Source organism: Natronoarchaeum sp. GCM10025703 (assembly GCF_042661985.1).
Lineage (GTDB): Archaea > Halobacteriota > Halobacteria > Halobacteriales > Natronoarchaeaceae > Natranaeroarchaeum.
Map to the genome: position 1 here is coordinate 2052816 of NZ_JBHSZF010000001.1, position 17976 is coordinate 2070791.

A 17976-nucleotide genomic window follows, 5' to 3' on the forward strand; every position below is an offset into this window, starting at 1 on the left:
AACACATTGTTTTCTGGCTATTATATCTTATAAACTAACAATTAGTGTCAAATTCAATAGGAATAAATATATGTGTATCGGTTAGCATTATCATTATATGCCACAAGGTAACAGAGGACGACTTGGCAGACGGAAACTGATGCAGATTAGTGGAGCGGGCATCGCAGCCGGCCTCGCAGGCTGTTTCGGCGGCGACGAAAACGGCAACGAGAACGGCAACGAAAACGGCAACGAGAACGGCAACGGGAACGGTGATCCTTCGGAAGGACTCCCGGATGTCGAACTGTATGGCCCGGAGGGAGACCGTGTCTCACCGACGCTCTTCTACGACGAGGGGGACGACACGGCACTGGACATCGGCAGTGAGATGCAGCGGAATCTCGCACTGGTCGGCGCGGATCTCCAGCTCGACGGACGGGCCGAGCTACTCGGCACGGACTTCTTCTCGGAGCCCCTGCCTGACGAGAACCCCGACGACTTCGAGTACGGTCCGGTCGGTCGGAACGCAGGGCCGCCGGAACGAACGCGAACCGTCAATGACTGGGACATCCTCATCGGGATCGCTGCAAACTCCTACCCGCGCACCCCCGGAAACACTGAAACGTTCTGGACGAAGGACAGCGCCGTCAACGCGTATGGCTACGAGCCAGAGGTCGACATGGCCGGACTCTACGAAGAGTTCCGAAACGCCGAGTCCCAGGAAGCCCGGCAGGAACAGCTCAACGAGATCATGGGCACGCTTACTGACGAGCTCCCAGCCAACTTCCTCTCGCAGGGGCTCGATTTCTGGGGCTTCGATCAGGCGATCAACACCTCCGACGAATTCAACCTCTATGGAAACTCGCTCGGGACGATCAACCGGTACCGGGACGAGCAATCGGTGGGCGGAGACTTCGTCTGGCTCGACGGCACCCAGTTCTCGTCAGCCTTCCTGCCCGAACAGGACGACAACAACTCGGCGCTTCTGAACCGGCCTGTTGACCGACAGCTCATACGTGATCGACACCGAGGACAACATCGTCCCGCTGTTTATGAACATCGAGAACAGCGGCGACGATCAGGTGTGGATCTGTTCGCTTCGTGACAACCTCCAGTTCGGAACGGATGCCGACGGCAACTCCTACGGTCAGATGACCGCGGAGGACTGGGTGTTCCAGACCGAGACCGTCCACGGTGTCGCAGACGACGCAGCGGACTTCTGGAACGAGGAGACGCCGCCGAGCGAGGCGCTCGGCTCCTATGCAGCGGTCGAGAACGTCGAACAGACCGGCGAACTGGAGTTCCAGCTAGAACTCGCCGAGGCAGACGGCCTGTTCCCGCTTCGCCCCGTCATCTGGGCGGAAACAGTGCTCCCGAAGGCCCTGATAGAGCAGTACGCACCCGACGCACAGGCGCTTCGTCAGTCTGACGAGGTGCAGAACTTCACCTGGACCGGCAACCTCGGCCCCTACACCTTCTGAAAGCCGTACTGGCGGCCAGACGGGAGACTTCACCGTCACCCGCAACGACGAGTACTACATGCGCGAGCACACGCAGGACAGCAACGTGCAAGTGATGGACGACGCCTGGGGGGACGCGCCGTACTTCGAGAACTACCAGTTCGACGTCGAATCGGAGCAATCGACCCGCGTCGAGCGGTTCCGTGCCGGCGAGGCCGACCGGATGGCGCTCCCAACGGATGTCATCCAGGAGTTCGAGGAGGCCGTCGACCAGGTCCGCGTGGAGGACCAGCAGGATCCGTACATCAGCTTCCAGTTCTTCAATCAGCGGGCGAACGGCAGCATACTCTGTCGCGAACGCGACGGACGTGAGGCCATCGCTCGGGTAATCGACAAGGATACGATCACGCAGGATATCCAGCGTGGCCGTACGGAGCCAGCCGTCACCCACCAGCCGACCTGGTCGCAGTGGTACGATGAATCCGCCGTCGACGCCTACGGTACAGGTATCACCGAAGACGACATCGTCACGGCCCGCGACCTTCTCAGAGACAACGAGAACTTCACCGTCGAAGAGGTCTAAAGCGCCCGAATCGTCGCTTTCATTGATATTTTATGACATAAGACTCCTATGAAATGGTATATCATTCGCCGAACTCTGTGGGCAGGATTCGCGACCGTGATTATCCTCTCGATCACGTTCCTGCTGATGGATCAGATCCCGAGCCAACAGATCATGCAGGCGCAGTTTCAGGCAGCAGTCGACGGCGTTGACGTCGAAACAGCCGTCCAGGCCGAGAAGGAACGACTTGGACTCGCGAAGCCCTTCCACGAACGGTACATCGAGTTCATGCTGAACATTTTCCAGGGAAAATGGGGCTGGTCCTACGAGTACAGCCAGCCTGTTAGGGAGGTCATCGTTCAGACGGTGCCATACTCCCTCATGTACGGCTTCCCCGCAATCGTCCTCTCGACAGTGATTGGGACGATCATCGGCCTGTACTCGGCTGTCAACCAGTACACGACCAAGGATTACGTGGCAACGTTCATGGCGTTCTTCGGCATCAGCATCCCGAACTTCTGGTTCGGAATCGTCCTGCTGGTGATCTTCGGAACCTTCCTTGGCTGGGTCGACATCGGCTGGAACGCTGCTATCGTGAAATCGGCCGACGGTGCCTGGGTCCTGCTCGATACGGCGGGCAGCGATCATCCCGCGTTCCTCCGCGAAGACTTCCAGGGCGAACGCTACATCGGCGTCTTCAGTCCCCAGAACATCAAGCAACTCATCCTGCCCACCTTCGTCGTGATGACTGGCGCAATCGCGTCAGTGATGCGGTACGCCCGCGCTGAGGCGCTCGAATACGTCGATGCCGAGTTCGTCAAGACGGCGAAGTCGAAGGGAGTGAGCAACCGAACCATCGTCGCGAAACACATCCTCCGTCCCGCCTCGATCCCGCTGATGACGATCATGGTCGGACGGATCCTGGGACTGATCCTCTTTGGTTCGTATCTGGTCGAAATCGTCTTCGGTATTCCCGGCATCGGTCTCGCCTCGCTACAGGCGATCATCCGCCAGGACACCGACCTGGTGGCGATTACGATCCTGATACCGACGTTCATCGCGATCATGGGGAACCTCATCGAGGACATCATGTACGCGATTCTGGACCCACGGATCGATTACGGTGATCGATAATGGGCGAGAAAACAGACCAACCCGAGACGGACGGTGGGACTCCACAGGAGGACCCCACTTTCGAGCAGGTCGACTGGGCGAGCATCGATAGCGGCGAGACGCCACGTCGAAAGAAGGAGTACGTCTGGTTCGGCATCGTCAGCGCCTGGCTGATCGGCGCCGTCTACGACGTCTACTCCCAGCACATCGCCGAGACGGGCGCCGCCGAGTTCCCGGTAATCGGCGTCATCTCGCCAGTGGACTGGCTCTGGTCGATCACGCTACTCGTGTTCGTATACTACGGACTCGTCCCGCTGGCCGAGAACAGACGGATGACCCGGTACTACTGGAAAGAGTTCCGGAAGAACAAGGCCGCGGTCATCAGTGGACTGTTCCTTACGGTGATCTTTGCCGTCGGCGTGATCGGCTCTCGGGTGCTACCGGCACCCGAACGGACGCCCGGACCAGAGAACCAGCCACCAGTCTGGACCTCCGTCGAGGATTACGTCACCGGCAACGAGTGTCCGGGCGGCACCACCGTCGTCGACGGGGTGACGATGTGTCAGGGTAGCTGGACGCATCCGCTCGGCACGACGTCGTCCGGCGAAGACATCCTGCGAGCCAGCATCTACGGCATGGAGGTGAGCATGCAGGTGGGGCTTATCGCGACGCTCCTGAGCATCACGCTGGCCGCGGCGGTCGGGCTGACAGCCGCCTATTACGGCGGTCTCGTCGACGAAGTGCTGATGCGCTACGTCGACATCCAGATCACCTTCCCGACCTTCTTCCTGTTCCTGTTGCTGGCGTACACGGTCGGTGGGAGCCTGTTCGTTCTCATCCTCATCTTCGGCCTGTTCGGCTGGGGATCGTCGGCCCGCATCATGCGGGCGGAGGCGTTACAACGCCGGGAAGAGCCCTACATACAGGCAGCGAAGAACGCAGGGGCATCGTCGTTCTGGACGGTCAGGCGACATCTCCTGCCGAACATCTCGAACAGCCTTATCACCGCAGCATCGCTCACGATACCGTCGATCATTCTCGCCGAGGCGGCCATCGCCTTCCTGGGACTTGGAGACCTCACGGTCGCGTCGTGGGGCCGGATTATTTCCGGCGGCCGCGACCAGCTTCTGAACCGCGTGGTGGATCGCAACCATCCCCGGGGTGTTCCTGTTTTTCACCATCCTGGCATTCAACTTCCTCGGCGATGCATTGCGAGACGCCCTCGATCCACGACACGGAGGGAGCGGAGAATGAGTTCTATTACGGATAACGAGACTGACGTCGACGCTGTATCGAGCGGGAGCCAGCCGCTGTTGGAACTATCGGACCTGCATACCTACTTCAGGACGGACAGCGGAACAGTCAAAGCAGTCGACGGCATCTCGTTGACGGTCGAAGCCGGCGAGACTGTCGCAATCGTCGGCGAGAGCGGCTCCGGCAAGACGGTTACCAGCGAGGCAATCACACAGCTCTACAAATCACCCCCGGCGTTCGTTCCGGACGGATCGGTACGGATCAACGGTCGGGAAGTGACCGACATGTCCGACGCCGAACTCCGCCAGGTTCGGGGCGGCGAGGTGAGTCATATCTTCCAGAACCCACAGGGCGCGCTCAACCCGGTGTACACGGTCGGCTGGCAGATCAAAGAGGCGATCAATCTCCACTCGGACCTCACAAAGGAGGAAGCACGAGAGCGGGCAGTCAAGCTTCTCACACAGGTCGGCATTCCCGAAGCGAGTTCCCGGCTCGACGATTACCCACACGAGTTCTCCGGTGGGATGAAACAGCGAGTCCTCATCGCAATCGCGCTGGCCTGTGAACCCGATCTGTTGATCGCTGACGAACCGACGACGGCCCTGGACGTGACGATTCAGGCCCAGATACTGCAACTGCTGAATCGACTCCAGTCCGAACGGAACATGGGGATGCTGTTCATCACGCACGACCTGGGCGTCGTCGCCCAGATAGCCGACCGGGTGGCAGTGATGTACTCGGGCAAGATCATGGAGCAGGGACCCGTCGAGACGATCTTCGAGGAACCGGCCCACCCGTACACCCGCGCCTTGCTCGACTGTCTCCCGGGGAGGGGCACGATCGGCGGCATTCCCGGCAATCTGCCGGATCCCAAAGCGCCACCCGAAGGCTGTCGGTTCGCCGACCGATGTCAGCACGCCGTAGAGGGATGTCGGACCGGCGACCAGCCGCCGATGTATCAGGTCGGAGACGATCCACAGCACACGACATCGTGTGTCCATTTCGGTCCGAGAATGGATCCAGGCACGGTCCTGAATTCGGAGGTCGGCGATACCGATCTGACGACCGATGGAGGTGCCGATAGCCGATGAGCGAGCGCTCTCAACCCCTCCTGCAAGTGGACGGACTGAAGAAACACTATCCGATCACGAAGGGGCTGTTGAACACCGAGGTCGGGCGTGCGAAGGCCGTCGACGGGATCAGCTTCGAACTCGAACGCGGCGAAACGTTCGGCATCGTGGGTGAATCCGGTTGTGGGAAGTCCACCGCGGCGACGTCGATGACCCGACTGGAGGATCCGACCGACGGACAGGTGCTGTTCGATGGCGAAGACATCGTAGAGTACGACGCCGATCAACTTCGAGAGTTCCGGAGGGACGTCCAACTGATCTTCCAGGACCCCGACTCCAGTTTCGATCCACGAATGAACATCGGGGATGCCGTCGCCGAACCGCTGATCGTCCAGGGCATGACGGACAAGAAACGTCGACGAGCGATCGTTGGCGACCTCCTGGAGCGGGTCGGACTGTCGGCCGACGACATGAAGCGGTATCCCCACGAGTTCTCCGGCGGACAAAAACAGCGGATCGGCCTGGCGCGTGCACTGTCGGTCAACCCGAAACTGCTCGTGGCCGACGAGCCAGTGTCGGCGCTCGACGTCTCCGTCCAGTCGGAGATACTGCGGCTGATCGATGAGTTCCAGGAGGATCTGGGGCTGTCGGTGCTGATCATCAGCCACGACCTGGGCGTCGTTCGACAGGTGTGTGACCGCGTCGCCGTAATGTATCTCGGCGAGTTCGTCGAGGTGGGGCCGACCGAAGAGCTGTTCGAGAACCCGAAACATCCCTACACGCGAGCATTGCTGTCCGCAATCCCGCGACCGGATCCGACGGATCGCGGCTTCGGCGTCGAACTCAAAGGCGACGTCCCGGACCCGTCCGCTCCGCCGAGCGGTTGTCGGTTCCACACCCGCTGCCCGGAGGTCATTCTCCCGGACGGCATCGATCTGGAACAGGACGTCTGGCGGAACCTGCTCCAGTTCCGAAAGCAGGTGGAGGCCCACGCCATAGATCTGGAGAGCATCGTGGAGGTCGGCGTACTGGAATCCGATCATAGCTACGATACTGTCGAGGAACCGACCCCCGAGGACGTCGACGATGCCGACCTCAAACGGTGGCTCCGCTCGGAGTACGACCTGCCGGATCAGCTGGGCGATCCCGGTGCCGAATCGACGCTCAGAAAGGCTATCGACGCCGTAATCGCCGACGACTACGGCGAGGCCATCGAGTTGCTCGCGGCGACGTTCACAACCGTCTGTGAGACCGATCAGCCGGAGCTGAAAAGCTGTGGGAACGGACAGACGGCAGCGTGCCATCTCAACGACTCGAACCGATCAGCCAACGAAGAACCACTACTGAACGACGGGCAGTAGCGCCCCGGCCATCATCAACATTTTTTATATGGACCACGACGGAGATCCTCAGAACACTGATTCGATCGACGAACAGCGCGAGAACCGAGGCGGCACGGAGGACCCGGAGGTCGACGATCCGAGACCCGGACGGCCACCGGGCTGGACCGAGGAGCGACCGCCCGACTCCGACGAGGGGCCGCTCGGAACGGTCTCCGTCGACGAACCCGACCCGCCGTGGCTTCTAGACGCTCTCGGACAGTTGGGCATCTACATGGGCGTCACTGCGGTTGTACTCACAGCTATCGGCCTTGGCTCCGCACTGATCGATCTCCAGCCCGTGGCCAATATTGCACTGGTCCTTGCGCTGGGGCTGGTTTCGGTTGCCCTGGTGTTTGGAGCCGCATATCAGGCCTACGTTAGCGATCTGTTGCCGTAACAATCGAACAAAAGTAGTGCTTAGCTGGGGCGCTTGAGGAGCGGTGCGTACTCCTCGTGGGGGAACTTCCCCAGGGTCGTGCCATCGATAGTTTTGATGTGTGAGTACAGTACGCCTTCCTCCATAGCAGACTCTACAAGCCCGTCTGCCCGAACCATGTCGTACCTGCTAGCGAGCAGGATCGATCGTTCGGTGGCCGGATCGATGAACTCGGTAACGGCGTACATGAACCCCTCGACATCGGTCCCGTAAGCCAGATACTCGGTGAACTCGTCGGGGTCGAACCACTCCTCGAACTCCTCCGCATGGTTATCCGGCACGACGTGAAACAATCCGAATTCGTCGTGGTCGCCCATGTCCTTACTCACAGTATCAGTATGCGCCGCAGTGAGTGTGAGAACGTCCCATCCGTCCTCGCGTCGCTCTTCAGCGATCGCTTCCATGTCGTCCAACGTCCCTTTCCACGCCTCCAGTTGTACCCCCTCCGGGTCTTTTCGTCGGGCACTACGGGGGTCAGGTATATCGATATCTTCGGACATACAGTACATTGAATCAAGGAGCCTGTTAACTCTTTTCCGACTTGCTCGGTCAACCAACGCCCAGGACCGCCTCTGCGAGGAAAGAGATTGCGAGCACAAAGACGGCAGCGACGAACAGTTGTGTCTGTGAGGATATTCTATCCTCCGGGCGTGGAAGACGCAGCCATCGAAGCGGTGGCAACGAACGGGCGATCGATTGCACCTTCGTCGACGTATCGTTCGCCTGGACGGTAGGTTGGTCCGTCGTACTCTCCAGATCATCAGGTGAGGTGGGCCACAACACGACCGTCGCGTACGAGAGTTGGATCCATCCCGCGATGAACACCAGTATGTTAGCCCGGGCGAGGCTCCCACCGGTCACGACCGAGAGAACGACTGCACCGAGAACGATAAGCGCCGCAACTACCACAGCGTAGGTGAGCGTATCCACCCAGATCCGAACTGTACAGTCTATACGGCTCCGAAGCGGTTCGCTCTCCTCCATCATCAGTCGAAACGAGTCCCAAGCACGTCCTTCGGAGAACGGTAGTCTTCGCCGTGACGGTGACAGTAGCTCTCGTGGCCGTTGGGGGACGTCGAGTGATACTCCGGTGATTCGCCCTCGCAGATGCTGCCAAATTCATCGGAGAACACGGCGATTGCTTCGGACTCCTCGTTGTTCATGGCGTGGTCTGCAATGCGGTCGAGAATCGACTGCACGTCCGCCGGTAGTTCCAGATCACCGAACAGTTCCTCGTAGGTACTCTCGATGGTCGCAAACCGGGTATCCCCGCCGAAGCGCTCGCGGATCCGTTCCCGGATCGACCGGTCGGCCCGCTCACGCTCCCGGAGGACCTCCCGGAGAGTGTTCAGCGCCACCCAGATTTCGTCATCGAGATGGCGGTACTCCTCGGGACGGATCCGGGCCGGACAGCGCGTGCTGAACGGACAGCCCGACGGTGGATAACGAGGGTTCGGTGGCGTTCCATGCAGGAGGATCCGTTCCCGGTCGCTCGTCGGGTCGGGTTCCGGGATCGCCGATAGCAGCGCGTGTGTGTAGGGGTTCGACGGATCGGTGAACAGCTCCTCTGTCGGCCCGATCTCCATGACGTTGCCGAGATACATCACCGCGACCCGGTCGCAGATGTGGCGGACGACCGAGAGGTCGTGGGCGATGAAGAGATACGTCAGCCCGAACTCCTCCTGGAGCTCTTCCAGAAGGTTGATAATTTCGGCCTGCACGGAGACGTCGAGCGCCGACACCGGCTCGTCGAGGACGATGAAGTCCGGTTCGAGCGCGAGCGTGCGGGCGATACCGACCCGCTGGCGCTGGCCGCCGGAAAACTGGTGCGGATAGCGGTAGTAGTGCTCGCGCTGTAATCCGACAGTGTCGAGCAGTTCGCGGACCCGCTGGCGGCGTTCACGGGGGTTTTCCAGTCCTGTGCGTCAGCGGTTCGCGAACGATCTCACCGACAGTCATCCGGTCGTTGAGACTCGAGTCGGGATCCTGGAAGACGATCTGTGCGTTTCGTCGCCACTCGTAGAGGTCGTCTCCAGAGAGATCCGTGATATCGACGCCGTCGAACTTGACCTCGCCGTCAGTTGCATCTTCCAACTGGATGAGCGTTCGACCAAGCGTCGTCTTTCCGCAGCCGGATTCGCCGACCAGTCCGAGCGTCTCTCCCTGGTGGATATCGAACGAGACGCCGTCGACCGCCTTTACTGGCGTTCCGCCGAACAGTCCTCCGTCGTCGTAGTAGGTCTTCAGGTTCCGGACTTCGACCATCGGGTCTCCCCTTGCACCGTACTCCGTTTCGGTGTCCGTCGAGATCACGTCCTGACTCATTAGTCGTCACCTCCGGTTCGATCGATTGCGCTCTTTTTGTGGCGCTCGACTGCCTGCGCTTTTGACTCGTCTTCGGGATAGAGAAGGCATGCAGCGGTATGATCCTCGGCGTTCTCGTCGACCGGTACCGAGACTGGATGGACCGCCTCGCATTCGTCGAAAGCCTTCGGACACCGCGGGGCGAACCGACAGTAGGTCGCGGGTTCGTTCGGTGTCGGGACGTTGCCTTCCATCGTTTCGAGGCGCTCGCCGGACTGGCGTCCGGGGATCGAGCGAAGCAAGCCGCGCGTATACGGATGCCGGGGGATCCGAACAGTTCCTCTACGCCAGCCGTTTCGACGACTTCGCCCGCGTACATGACGTTTACTTGGTCTGAGACATCCGCTATGACGCCCATATCGTGTGTAATAAACATTATTGCGAGGTCGCGCTCCCGCTCCAGATCCGCCAGCAGGTCCAGGATCTGCGCCTGAATAGTTACGTCCAGCGCCGTCGTCGGTTCGTCACAGATCAGCACCTCGGGGTCGCAGGCTAACGCCAGTGCGATGACTGCCCGCTGGCGCATCCCACCGGAGAACTGGTGGGGGTACTCAGTTACGCGTCGACGAGCGTCCGGAATGCCAACTGATTCGAGCAGGTCGGCTGCCTCCCGGGTCGCTGCCTCGCCTCTTAACCCCTGGTGGAGCCTGAGCGCCTCTTTGATCTGGTTACCGACGGTGTAGACGGGGTTGAGGCTCGTCATCGGGTCCTGGAACACCATCGCGATCCGCCCGCCCCGCATGAGTCGCTGTGGTTCGCCGCTGAGTCGTGCAATCTCGACGAACCCATCGGCGATATTCTCGGGGGTGTCGGAACTGCCCTCAGTGACGAACACGCAGTCCTTCTCGTCGACGAGGCCGATTTCATCGCCGTAGCCCGCCGCGAGGAAGTCGGCGATGGTTGCTGCTTCCTTGCTGTCGTAGCCGAACGTGCCGGGCGTCGCATCGACAGCGTCGAACAACTCTATCGGGTCGTGGTCCTCTCTGATTGGACCCACATCGACGGTACGGCCTGGGAACTGCTCGGCGAAGTCACGGACCGTCTCGAGGTGATGGAAGCGAATGCTGCTTCCGTCGAGCACCCGGCCGGGCGAGTCGATAAGTCCCATCAGCGACCGGGCAGTGACGCTCTTCCCGGAACCGCTCTCGCCGACTATACCGACCGTTTCGCCGGGGACGATGTCGAACGAGACGCCATCGACCGCCCGAATCGTCTCCCGCTCGGTGAAGAAGGCGGTCTGGAGGTTCCGCACCTCGACGATCGGCTCTCCTCGTTCGGCCGTGGATTCGACGGTCGATTCGACCGCCATTATCCGCCACCTCCGGCGCCTGGGCCATCACCGACGTCTGCTTCCGGATCGATGGCATCTCTGAGCGCGTCGCCCAGCGCGTTGAACGACAGCACGACCATGGCGATCATGATCCCGGCGACCGTCGAGATGTGCCACGACGACGTCGGAATGTACGCCTTCCCATCGTTGATGAGTCTGCCCCATTCGGGCGTGGGGGACTGGATGCCCAGGCCGAGGAACGACAGCGCGGACACTGTGATGATGATACCGCCGATCAACAGGGACGAGTAGATGATGATGTAGCTAGCGATGTATGGTGCCATGTGTTTTCGCATGATGTTGTTCGGTGTCTGGCCATAGCTCTTGGCCGCGTCGACCCATTCTTCCTCCGCGACCTGTAATGACGGTCCTCGTATAGACCGCCACATACCCGGCCAGTACGCCAGAGCGAGGATAAGCGACAGTAACAGTCCCCCATCCATCGGTTCTGATAACGGATGGTTCTGGAAGACCACGAGTATCATCATCACGAGGATAAGCACCGGTATCGAGATGATTGTATCACTCGTGACCACGACCACGATGTCGAGTAACCCTTTGTAGTAGGCTGTCATCAGCGACAGACCGACTGCGATGAGCGCGCCAAGACCCACCGCTGAGAGCGCGATTACCAGCGAGGTTCTGGCACCGAAGGCTAGATGTGTTATCATATCTTGCCCAGTCGGTGTCGTTCCCAGTGGCGCGAACCGATCGTAATCGTCGTATTCCCAGATTCCAACGGTGTTCTGACCGTTAGAGCGACTGTTGAGGTTGGCAGTTCCGTGGAGGACTTCTTCGACTTCACCCCCGTCATTGAGATGCGAGAACTCGTGATTGTACGGTTCGTAAACGTTGTGTTCGACGGGGACTGCACTGATAGCGGGTGCGAACAGCGCGAGCGTCACGAATCCGAGGACAATGATCAGTCCGAAGATGCCCCAGGTGTGGTTTCGGAACCTGCGGATCGTGTCGTCCCGGGGCGTCCAGTCGGCCTCTCGATAGTGATCGCGGTAGACGTTGAATCCTTTCCAGAACCAGACGAGACACGCGAGCACGTAGGCCCACACGAGCATGAACCGGATCGTCCACGCCCACTTGGGGAGAGTCCGAGGAACGTCCCTTCCCAGCCGCCGCTGGGCGTCCTGTGGCCAAGGTTGGGAATTACCTCGCGGCTTGTCAGCGTCGGGATCGACGACACCGAATCGATAATGCTGGCCCAGAGGCTGACCTCCTCCCTGGCGATGGCCCCGATCGGCGTGAACGCCATCAGGAACGCCCCAACGACCAGAATAGCGGTCAATGCAAACCGTTCGGTCCATATCTTGAACTTGGGCCCTCTATCGAGGTCCACGAAGTCGTCAACGCCCCACGGTAAGAAACTCTGGAGGATGACTGCCACGCCAAACAGGATGACGACGGATACGAAGTCTGCGAAGACCGCGCCAGCGATTGTCCCAAGCGAGTTAGCCACGTTGTCTCCGACCCAACCAGGGGCGGCGCCTATGCCTCCAAGCACGAGTCGGACGGCCCCGCCCAACGCGAGCACGCCGTCGAGTATGCGGCCGAACTCCAGTGCGATCAGAACGAGGGCGCCGGCCGTCCAGAGAACTGCCGGACGCGGGTTCCGCTTGATGCGCTCTCGCAACGAATATGCCTCCAGATCAGTACTCGTCGATTCAGACGTCATTTCGTTGGATATAATTTCGCTCATCTGTCGTGTCCCACCCGTGGATCGATGATCGTGTACAGGAAGTCCTGCAGGATGTTCAGGAAGATAATTATTAGTGTGAACATGAACACGAGCGCGCCCGCAAGCGGCAGGTCACCCTGCGTGAGCGCTCGGAAGTAGATATTGCCGAGGCCGTTAATATTGAAGATGAACTCGATAATGACCGACCCACCGATCAGGATGAACGCCTCGTTCGTGATGACGGGAACCAGTGGGATGAGCGCGTTCCGGAAGATGTGCTTCCAGACAATCGAACGGCTTTTCAGCCCTTTGGCCTTGGCCATCTCGACGTAGTTCGAGTTGACCGTCTCGAGCACCGCTGTCCGGCCGATACGCATCTCGGTCGCCATCGACGCGGATCCGAGGATGATCGATGCCGGTAATATCAACTTGAAATCAGTCAGAAACGCCATCCAGTCGATAGCAGTCGGGACGGTGACTCCGAATACGTCACCGTATGCCAGGAAGTCGAGATCAGGCGTCCCAGTGATGCTCCGAATATCCGGACCGATCGTGTACCAGTCGAAACCCAGCAGTCCGCCGCCCTGGGTCTGTCTGAGGAAGGCGAGTGCCATGACCGCCAGCCAGAAGTTCGGCATCGACAGCCAGAGGATGCCGCTCACGGAGGCGACGTAGTCGCTCTTCGAGTTCGGGTGCAGTCCGGCGTAGAACCCAGCGGGATACCAATGAACAACGGGAGCATGATGGCCCAGAAGCCGAGCCAGATCGTTGTTGGCGCGAGTTGGGCGATGATCTCCGTGATTGGTCGGTTCGCCTGAACGACCCAGGACTCGCCTGAGAACGTGAGAAGGTCAGTTATGAAGTCCAGATACTGCTGCCAGAGCGGGTCGTTAAGCCCGAGTTGCTCCCGTAACCGAGTGACGTCGGCGCCGCTGGCCTGTTCCCCGAGGCGAGCGGCGACTGGGCTGAGCGGCCCCAGGCGGAGCATCAGAAAGAGGAACGTCATCACGGAAAACAGGACCGGGACCGACAGCAGGGCCCGACGCATGAAGTAACCCCATCGGCTCATGATCTAGCACCTGGATATCGGCTCTCTCGTGACACGCCGCGAACGGACCTTTCAGGCGCGGTTTCCATACATACGTCAGATTCCCTCGTCGTGTGCATATTAGCTTTTTGAATCGGGAGTATAAAGTTAATAGTTCGGAGCGATCCGGGCGGGCTATTCGCTGTTCTCCGACAGTTCGGTCTGCCAGTCGAGGTAGTACCCGTTGTTCTCCTCGGGCATACCGGATGTATCCGTGTTCTTCGGCTCGAAGCCGAAGTGACCGTAGGCGACGCTCTCCCAGCTCCAGCCCCATCCGAGGGAGTACATCTGGAGGTCGCCGTCGTAGCCGCGCTGGATAAGTGTCGAGAACTGTGCCTCTTCGAGTTCTATCTCGACGCCGTTACCGGAGAGCTTGTCGCGCAGCAGGCCAGCGGCCTGCTGGTAAACCGGGCTCTGGTAGGTCGTACAGGTCAGGTTGAACGGCTCGTCCTCGGTGTAGCCCGCCTCCTCGAGTACCTGTCGGGCGCCCTCGAGATCCGTCTCGTTGGCGCTGTACGGGTACTCTTCGACAAAGTCCTCGTAGCCGTCCTGGCCTGTGGGCCAGATTCCCGGCGGCGTGAAGCTGTATGCCGGGACACCGCGGCCCGCGAAGACCTGCTCGACCAGTTCGTTCTGATCGGTCACGTACGCGAGCGCCTCTCGGACAGGCTGCGGAACGTTCCCTGCGTTGAATCCGAAGTATCGGGTGACCAGTTCGGGAAGGCCCAGGTAGTTCGCCGTCTCATCGTTCTCGAGGGGACCGTAGGTACCTACCTCGCGACCGCGGTCGTCTGTCTCGGACTCGATTTTGGCCGGGTCGTATTCCTGCGTCGGGATGGGGAAGATGTCGAGGTTCTGTTCCATCGCGAGAGTGTAGTTCGCATCGGTGTCCTCGGAGATTACGAAGTTAACCGTTCCCACGTTCGCCGTGTCGCGGTGGTAGTCATCAAACCGCGTCAGGATCAGTTCTTCATCGAGGGTGAACTGTTCGAGCTGGAAAGGCCCGGTTCCAGCCGATACCGACGTCCGGAAGTTCTGATGTTCGAATTCGCCGTCGTACCCTTCGATGTCGCCGACGGTGTTTTGCGGGATGACCGAGAATGCGGTGTAAGTCAGCACGTCCATCACCGCAGGGTTCGGTGTCTCGACTTCCATCTCGAGGGTGTAGTCGTCGACCACTTCCAGCGCGGCCGAGTCGGGGACAACGTTGCCCTCGTCGTCCGTCTCGTGGACGATTCCGACGCCGTCCGGACTGTCGAGCATGAAGTTCGCACGGACGCTGTTCTGCGATTCGATGACGCGGCGCCAGGAGTATTTGAAGTCGGCCGCCGTCACCTCGCCGCCGTTGTGATACGTGACACCCTCTTTGATATTGAAGGTATACGTCAGGCCGTCGTCGGACAGCTCGAAACTGTCGAGCAACTGGTTCTCCATCTCGGGGACACCGTTGGGGTACTCCACCAGGCGCTCGTAGATCTGAGTGATGATGGTCGACGACGCCTCGTCGTCGGATTCGACCGGGTCGATATGGCTGTGGGTGCTGTTCAAACGGTTCAGCGTATCGTCGCCCTCCAGTTCGACCGTGTGGAGTTGCTGGTGGGCCTGGCCGAGCGCACCGATCTTTGGTACAGTGACGTTGTCGTACCAGAACCGCTCGGAGAAGTCATGCATGAAGTTCAGCATGATCATGGAGTCCCTGACCGCTTCCTCGATCTCTACGTAAGCCTCGTTACGCAGGTCCTGCTGATCCGGTCCAGGGTTGCTCTGGATGCGTTCCCACGCGGCCTGCGCTTTGTCGGCGTTGGTCCCGGACTCATCTCCGTTCTCGTCGCCGTTCTCGCTGCCGTTCTCGCTGCCGTTCTCGTCGCCGTTCTCGCCGCCGTTCTCATCGTCGCCACCAAGAATGGCTGAACAGCCGGCAAGTCCGACTGAAGCGGTCCCACCAAGGAGACCAAGCATCCGTCGCCGCGAACTGTCAACCTTTTGCCGTTCAGAGTTGTCAGGCATACCTCGACATTCATCAGACGGAACTAAAAAGTTACCGACGAATAACGGGGATAATCACGCCATCCTTATTTTATTATGAATTACGTGTCATGAAGAAAAAACTGGCAGTTATCACGTGTGGCTAACTGAGTGGCAGTTATATTACAGTACGAATCACCTCGCTACAGATGAATCGGGACAGCACACGTCTGAGCATCACGGGGCGATTCGGTGTCCGAACGACCCCGATGTAGTAGGATTATTGAGTCTGTAAACCGATCTTAGTCGTCGCCGTTCTCGTCGACCACGACGACCTCTCGATCGACGACATCGACGTTGATCAGCGTCTTTGCGGCGTAATCGGTGTCTTCAAGCGCGTTCTCGCCGCCGACTTTCTTGATTACGGCAACCAGATCGACGACATCCGCGCCGATGTCTTCGAGCGATCCGAGGATCGCTTTGAGGGTTCCGCCGGTCGAGAGGACGTCGTCGAGCACGAGCACGCGGTCGCCCTCGTAGACGTCGTTGATGTACATCTCCGATTCGGAGTAGCCGGTCTCCTGAAAGAGCGCGACCTCGCCGTCGAGGCCGTACTGGCGTTTCCGGATGACGACCAGCGGGATGTCGGTCATCAGCGAGACTGCCGTCGAGATGTGGATCCCCATCGCGGCGGGCGTGACGATCTTGTCGACGTCTTCGAGATCCGCTTTCCGGATGATCCGGATGACGATTTCGCGAAGCAGCTCGGGCTCCAGCATCGGGACGCCGTCGCTGATCGGATGGACGAAGTAATGGTAGCCGTTCTTTTCGATAATCGGCGCTTCGAGAAGTGACCGCTTCAACTGGTCCATGTTGGGTCTACTGCAGCCGATAGGTAAAGATGACGGAACTGACTCGGAGGTCTTTCACGGTCGTTTCGACGCTGTCGCGGGGTTTACACCCGTTGAGCCCCTGTGTTCCGTTGATGACTCCCTCCAAGGAAAAACTACGTGAACCGCCCGATGACCGATCGAAGAGCAGTCTGATCTGTCCGATCTGTAGCCATACCAGTTCCGTCGACGGCGACTGGGAGAGCTACCGGAACAACGATGCTGAAATTCGCACCTGCCCGGACTGTGGCGCCGTCGTCGAACGACGCCCGTCGTTCGACCGCTCAAGCAGCCCCGAGCAACAGCCCTCGCCCGGTTGCTGAACGCTTTTTTCGGCTTATTCCGAATCTCGTTCGCGCCGCTCGCGAAACTGTTGAAATACGTTCTGAGCTAAAACTCAGTACGTTCGGAAATAGAGACGAGAGCCGTAGCAGACGCTATCTGCGGAGAATATCAGAAAGGTGTCAGTTAGACGCGACCGGCGTCACTAAATGTGGCCTTCGGCGCGGAGCTGGTCCGCGGCCTGGTCGTCGTAACGCCACTCGATGTTGGCTTTCTCGTCCTGCCAGTCCCACGGCTCGGCCAGTACGACATCGTCCTCGTTGATCCACGTTCGGTATTTCATGCGTCCTGGGATCCGACCCAGTCGCTCTTCGCCATCCGCGCAGCGGAGGCGTACGTGGTTGCCACCGAGATGCTCGGTGACGACTGCAAATACCTCGGTATCGTCGGGCATTCGAAGGTCTCGACGCCCAGATTCTTCACTCACACTTTGACTATGGTCGAACGCCGTTTAAATCGTTTGATACACGTGGTAGCGTTCGACACGGCGTTACCGAGTCGTCATTCGTCGACGAACTCGACCTCGTGCGTGGCAAGCGCGGCCGTACTGTCCGAGGAGGTACTCGCCCAGAGCACCTCGATTCCGTCCCCGGCGACGACACCGCGGTCGAAGGACTCGTGATCCGGCTGATCGGCGATAACGGTATCTCCGTCAGCGTTGCGCGCGACGTACAGGGCGCTATCCTCGTCGAGGCCGTCCTCGCTATTGGCCCAGTCGTGACCGGTGTTGTTCTCCACTCGCTCGCCGTCGACGAAGACCACGATAGTTCCGGGATCCTCTATCGGTTCGCCGGAGAGGTTCCCGATCCGGACGTACTGGCCGTCCTCGCCGTACTGCTCGATTTCGAAGGTCGTATCGGGAGCCTGCTCGGCGTTCCCGACGAGATAAAACGCCGCGAAGCCGAGCAGTGAACCGACGACAATGATACCGATGACGAGTAGTAACGTCGCTCTCCTCGGCGGTTCCCACGTCTCCTCGACCGGCGGCGGGTCGGCGCGTGACATCTACCGAGAAAACGGACGGGAGAACGTTAACGGCTACGGTCGGGAGC

14 protein-coding genes and 5 pseudogenes are annotated in these 17976 nt (G+C 59.8%); 9 read left to right on the forward strand and 10 right to left on the reverse strand.

Translation table 11 applies throughout. The features are described from left to right. Positions 1 to 139: 139 nt before the first annotated feature. The 8 genes and pseudogenes from ACFQH2_RS11415 to ACFQH2_RS11450 all read left to right on the forward strand — a co-directional run bounded on the left by ACFQH2_RS11415 (position 140) and on the right by ACFQH2_RS11450 (position 7217). Entirely contained in the window at positions 140 to 1084 is a 945-nt protein-coding gene (locus ACFQH2_RS11415) for a hypothetical protein (protein ID WP_377076756.1), read from the forward strand. Then, the gene (locus tag ACFQH2_RS11420; RefSeq protein ID WP_377076757.1) at positions 1032 to 1460 is read left to right on the forward strand and encodes a hypothetical protein; all 429 of its coding nucleotides are present in this window, start codon (positions 1032 to 1034) and stop codon (positions 1458 to 1460) included. Before ACFQH2_RS11415 ends, ACFQH2_RS11420 begins: the two co-directional genes overlap by 53 nt. Positions 1461 to 1518: 58 nt before the next feature. Next, on the forward strand, positions 1519 to 2022 hold the full coding sequence (locus ACFQH2_RS11425) for an ABC transporter substrate-binding protein (RefSeq protein WP_377076758.1): 504 nt from the start codon (positions 1519 to 1521) through the stop codon (positions 2020 to 2022). Positions 2023 to 2070: 48 nt separating this feature from the next. After that, positions 2071 to 3135, forward strand: coding sequence for an ABC transporter permease (locus ACFQH2_RS11430; RefSeq protein ID WP_377053707.1), 1065 nt, complete (start codon positions 2071 to 2073; stop codon positions 3133 to 3135). Beyond that, a pseudogene (locus ACFQH2_RS11435) lies at positions 3135 to 4368 on the forward strand (ABC transporter permease). The gene ACFQH2_RS11430 and the pseudogene ACFQH2_RS11435 overlap by 1 nt, the downstream one beginning before the upstream one ends. Continuing rightward, a complete protein-coding gene (locus ACFQH2_RS11440) occupies positions 4365 to 5459 on the forward strand; it encodes an ABC transporter ATP-binding protein (protein WP_377053711.1) in 1095 nt (364 codons plus the stop codon). Before ACFQH2_RS11435 ends, ACFQH2_RS11440 begins: the two are co-directional and overlap by 4 nt. Further along, entirely contained in the window at positions 5456 to 6799 is a 1344-nt protein-coding gene (locus tag ACFQH2_RS11445; protein ID WP_377053713.1) for an ABC transporter ATP-binding protein, read from the forward strand. Before ACFQH2_RS11440 ends, ACFQH2_RS11445 begins: the two co-directional genes overlap by 4 nt. A 28-nt stretch (positions 6800 to 6827) precedes the next feature. Further along, entirely contained in the window at positions 6828 to 7217 is a 390-nt protein-coding gene (locus ACFQH2_RS11450; protein ID WP_377053715.1) for a hypothetical protein, read from the forward strand. A gap of 20 nt (positions 7218 to 7237) precedes the next feature. Here the strand turns inward: ACFQH2_RS11450 and ACFQH2_RS11455 are convergent, their stop codons facing one another. From ACFQH2_RS11455 to hpt, 8 genes and pseudogenes are all read right to left on the reverse strand, one after another. Then, on the reverse strand, positions 7238 to 7756 hold the full coding sequence (locus ACFQH2_RS11455; protein ID WP_377053717.1) for a DUF7529 family protein: 519 nt from the start codon (positions 7754 to 7756) through the stop codon (positions 7238 to 7240). 49 nt (positions 7757 to 7805) lie between these two features. Then, positions 7806 to 8243, reverse strand: coding sequence for a DUF7555 family protein (locus ACFQH2_RS11460; RefSeq protein WP_377053719.1), 438 nt, complete (start codon positions 8241 to 8243; stop codon positions 7806 to 7808). Further along, positions 8243 to 9581: pseudogene (locus ACFQH2_RS11465) on the reverse strand (ABC transporter ATP-binding protein). Before ACFQH2_RS11465 ends, ACFQH2_RS11460 begins: the two are co-directional and overlap by 1 nt. Further along, positions 9581 to 10929: pseudogene (locus ACFQH2_RS11470) on the reverse strand (oligopeptide/dipeptide ABC transporter ATP-binding protein). Before ACFQH2_RS11470 ends, ACFQH2_RS11465 begins: the two co-directional pseudogenes overlap by 1 nt. Then, positions 10929 to 12637: pseudogene (locus ACFQH2_RS11475) on the reverse strand (ABC transporter permease). Before ACFQH2_RS11475 ends, ACFQH2_RS11470 begins: the two co-directional pseudogenes overlap by 1 nt. Positions 12638 to 12657: 20 nt before the next feature. Continuing rightward, positions 12658 to 13709: pseudogene (locus ACFQH2_RS11480) on the reverse strand (ABC transporter permease). A gap of 153 nt (positions 13710 to 13862) precedes the next feature. Then, positions 13863 to 15734 carry an ABC transporter substrate-binding protein gene (locus ACFQH2_RS11485; RefSeq protein WP_377053729.1) on the reverse strand — a complete coding sequence of 624 codons (1872 nt, stop codon included), beginning with the start codon at positions 15732 to 15734 and terminating at the stop codon, positions 13863 to 13865. Positions 15735 to 15994: 260 nt separating this feature from the next. Then, positions 15995 to 16564, reverse strand: a complete 570-nt coding sequence (gene hpt / locus ACFQH2_RS11490) for a hypoxanthine/guanine phosphoribosyltransferase (RefSeq protein WP_377053731.1) — start codon at positions 16562 to 16564, stop codon at positions 15995 to 15997. A gap of 113 nt (positions 16565 to 16677) precedes the next feature. Here hpt and ACFQH2_RS11495 point away from each other — a divergent pair, with 113 nt between their 5' ends. Beyond that, the gene (locus ACFQH2_RS11495) at positions 16678 to 16905 is read left to right on the forward strand and encodes a hypothetical protein (protein WP_377053733.1); all 228 of its coding nucleotides are present in this window, start codon (positions 16678 to 16680) and stop codon (positions 16903 to 16905) included. A gap of 164 nt (positions 16906 to 17069) precedes the next feature. Here the strand turns inward: ACFQH2_RS11495 and ACFQH2_RS11500 are convergent, their stop codons facing one another. Together ACFQH2_RS11500 and ACFQH2_RS11505 are read right to left on the reverse strand one after the other, a co-directional pair. Next, positions 17070 to 17351 (reverse strand): translation initiation factor eIF-1A, encoded by a 282-nt coding sequence (locus ACFQH2_RS11500; protein ID WP_377053735.1) that lies wholly within the window; start codon positions 17349 to 17351, stop codon positions 17070 to 17072. Positions 17352 to 17425: 74 nt separating this feature from the next. After that, positions 17426 to 17929, reverse strand: a complete 504-nt coding sequence (locus tag ACFQH2_RS11505; protein ID WP_377053737.1) for a hypothetical protein — start codon at positions 17927 to 17929, stop codon at positions 17426 to 17428. Positions 17930 to 17976 lie beyond the last annotated feature (47 nt).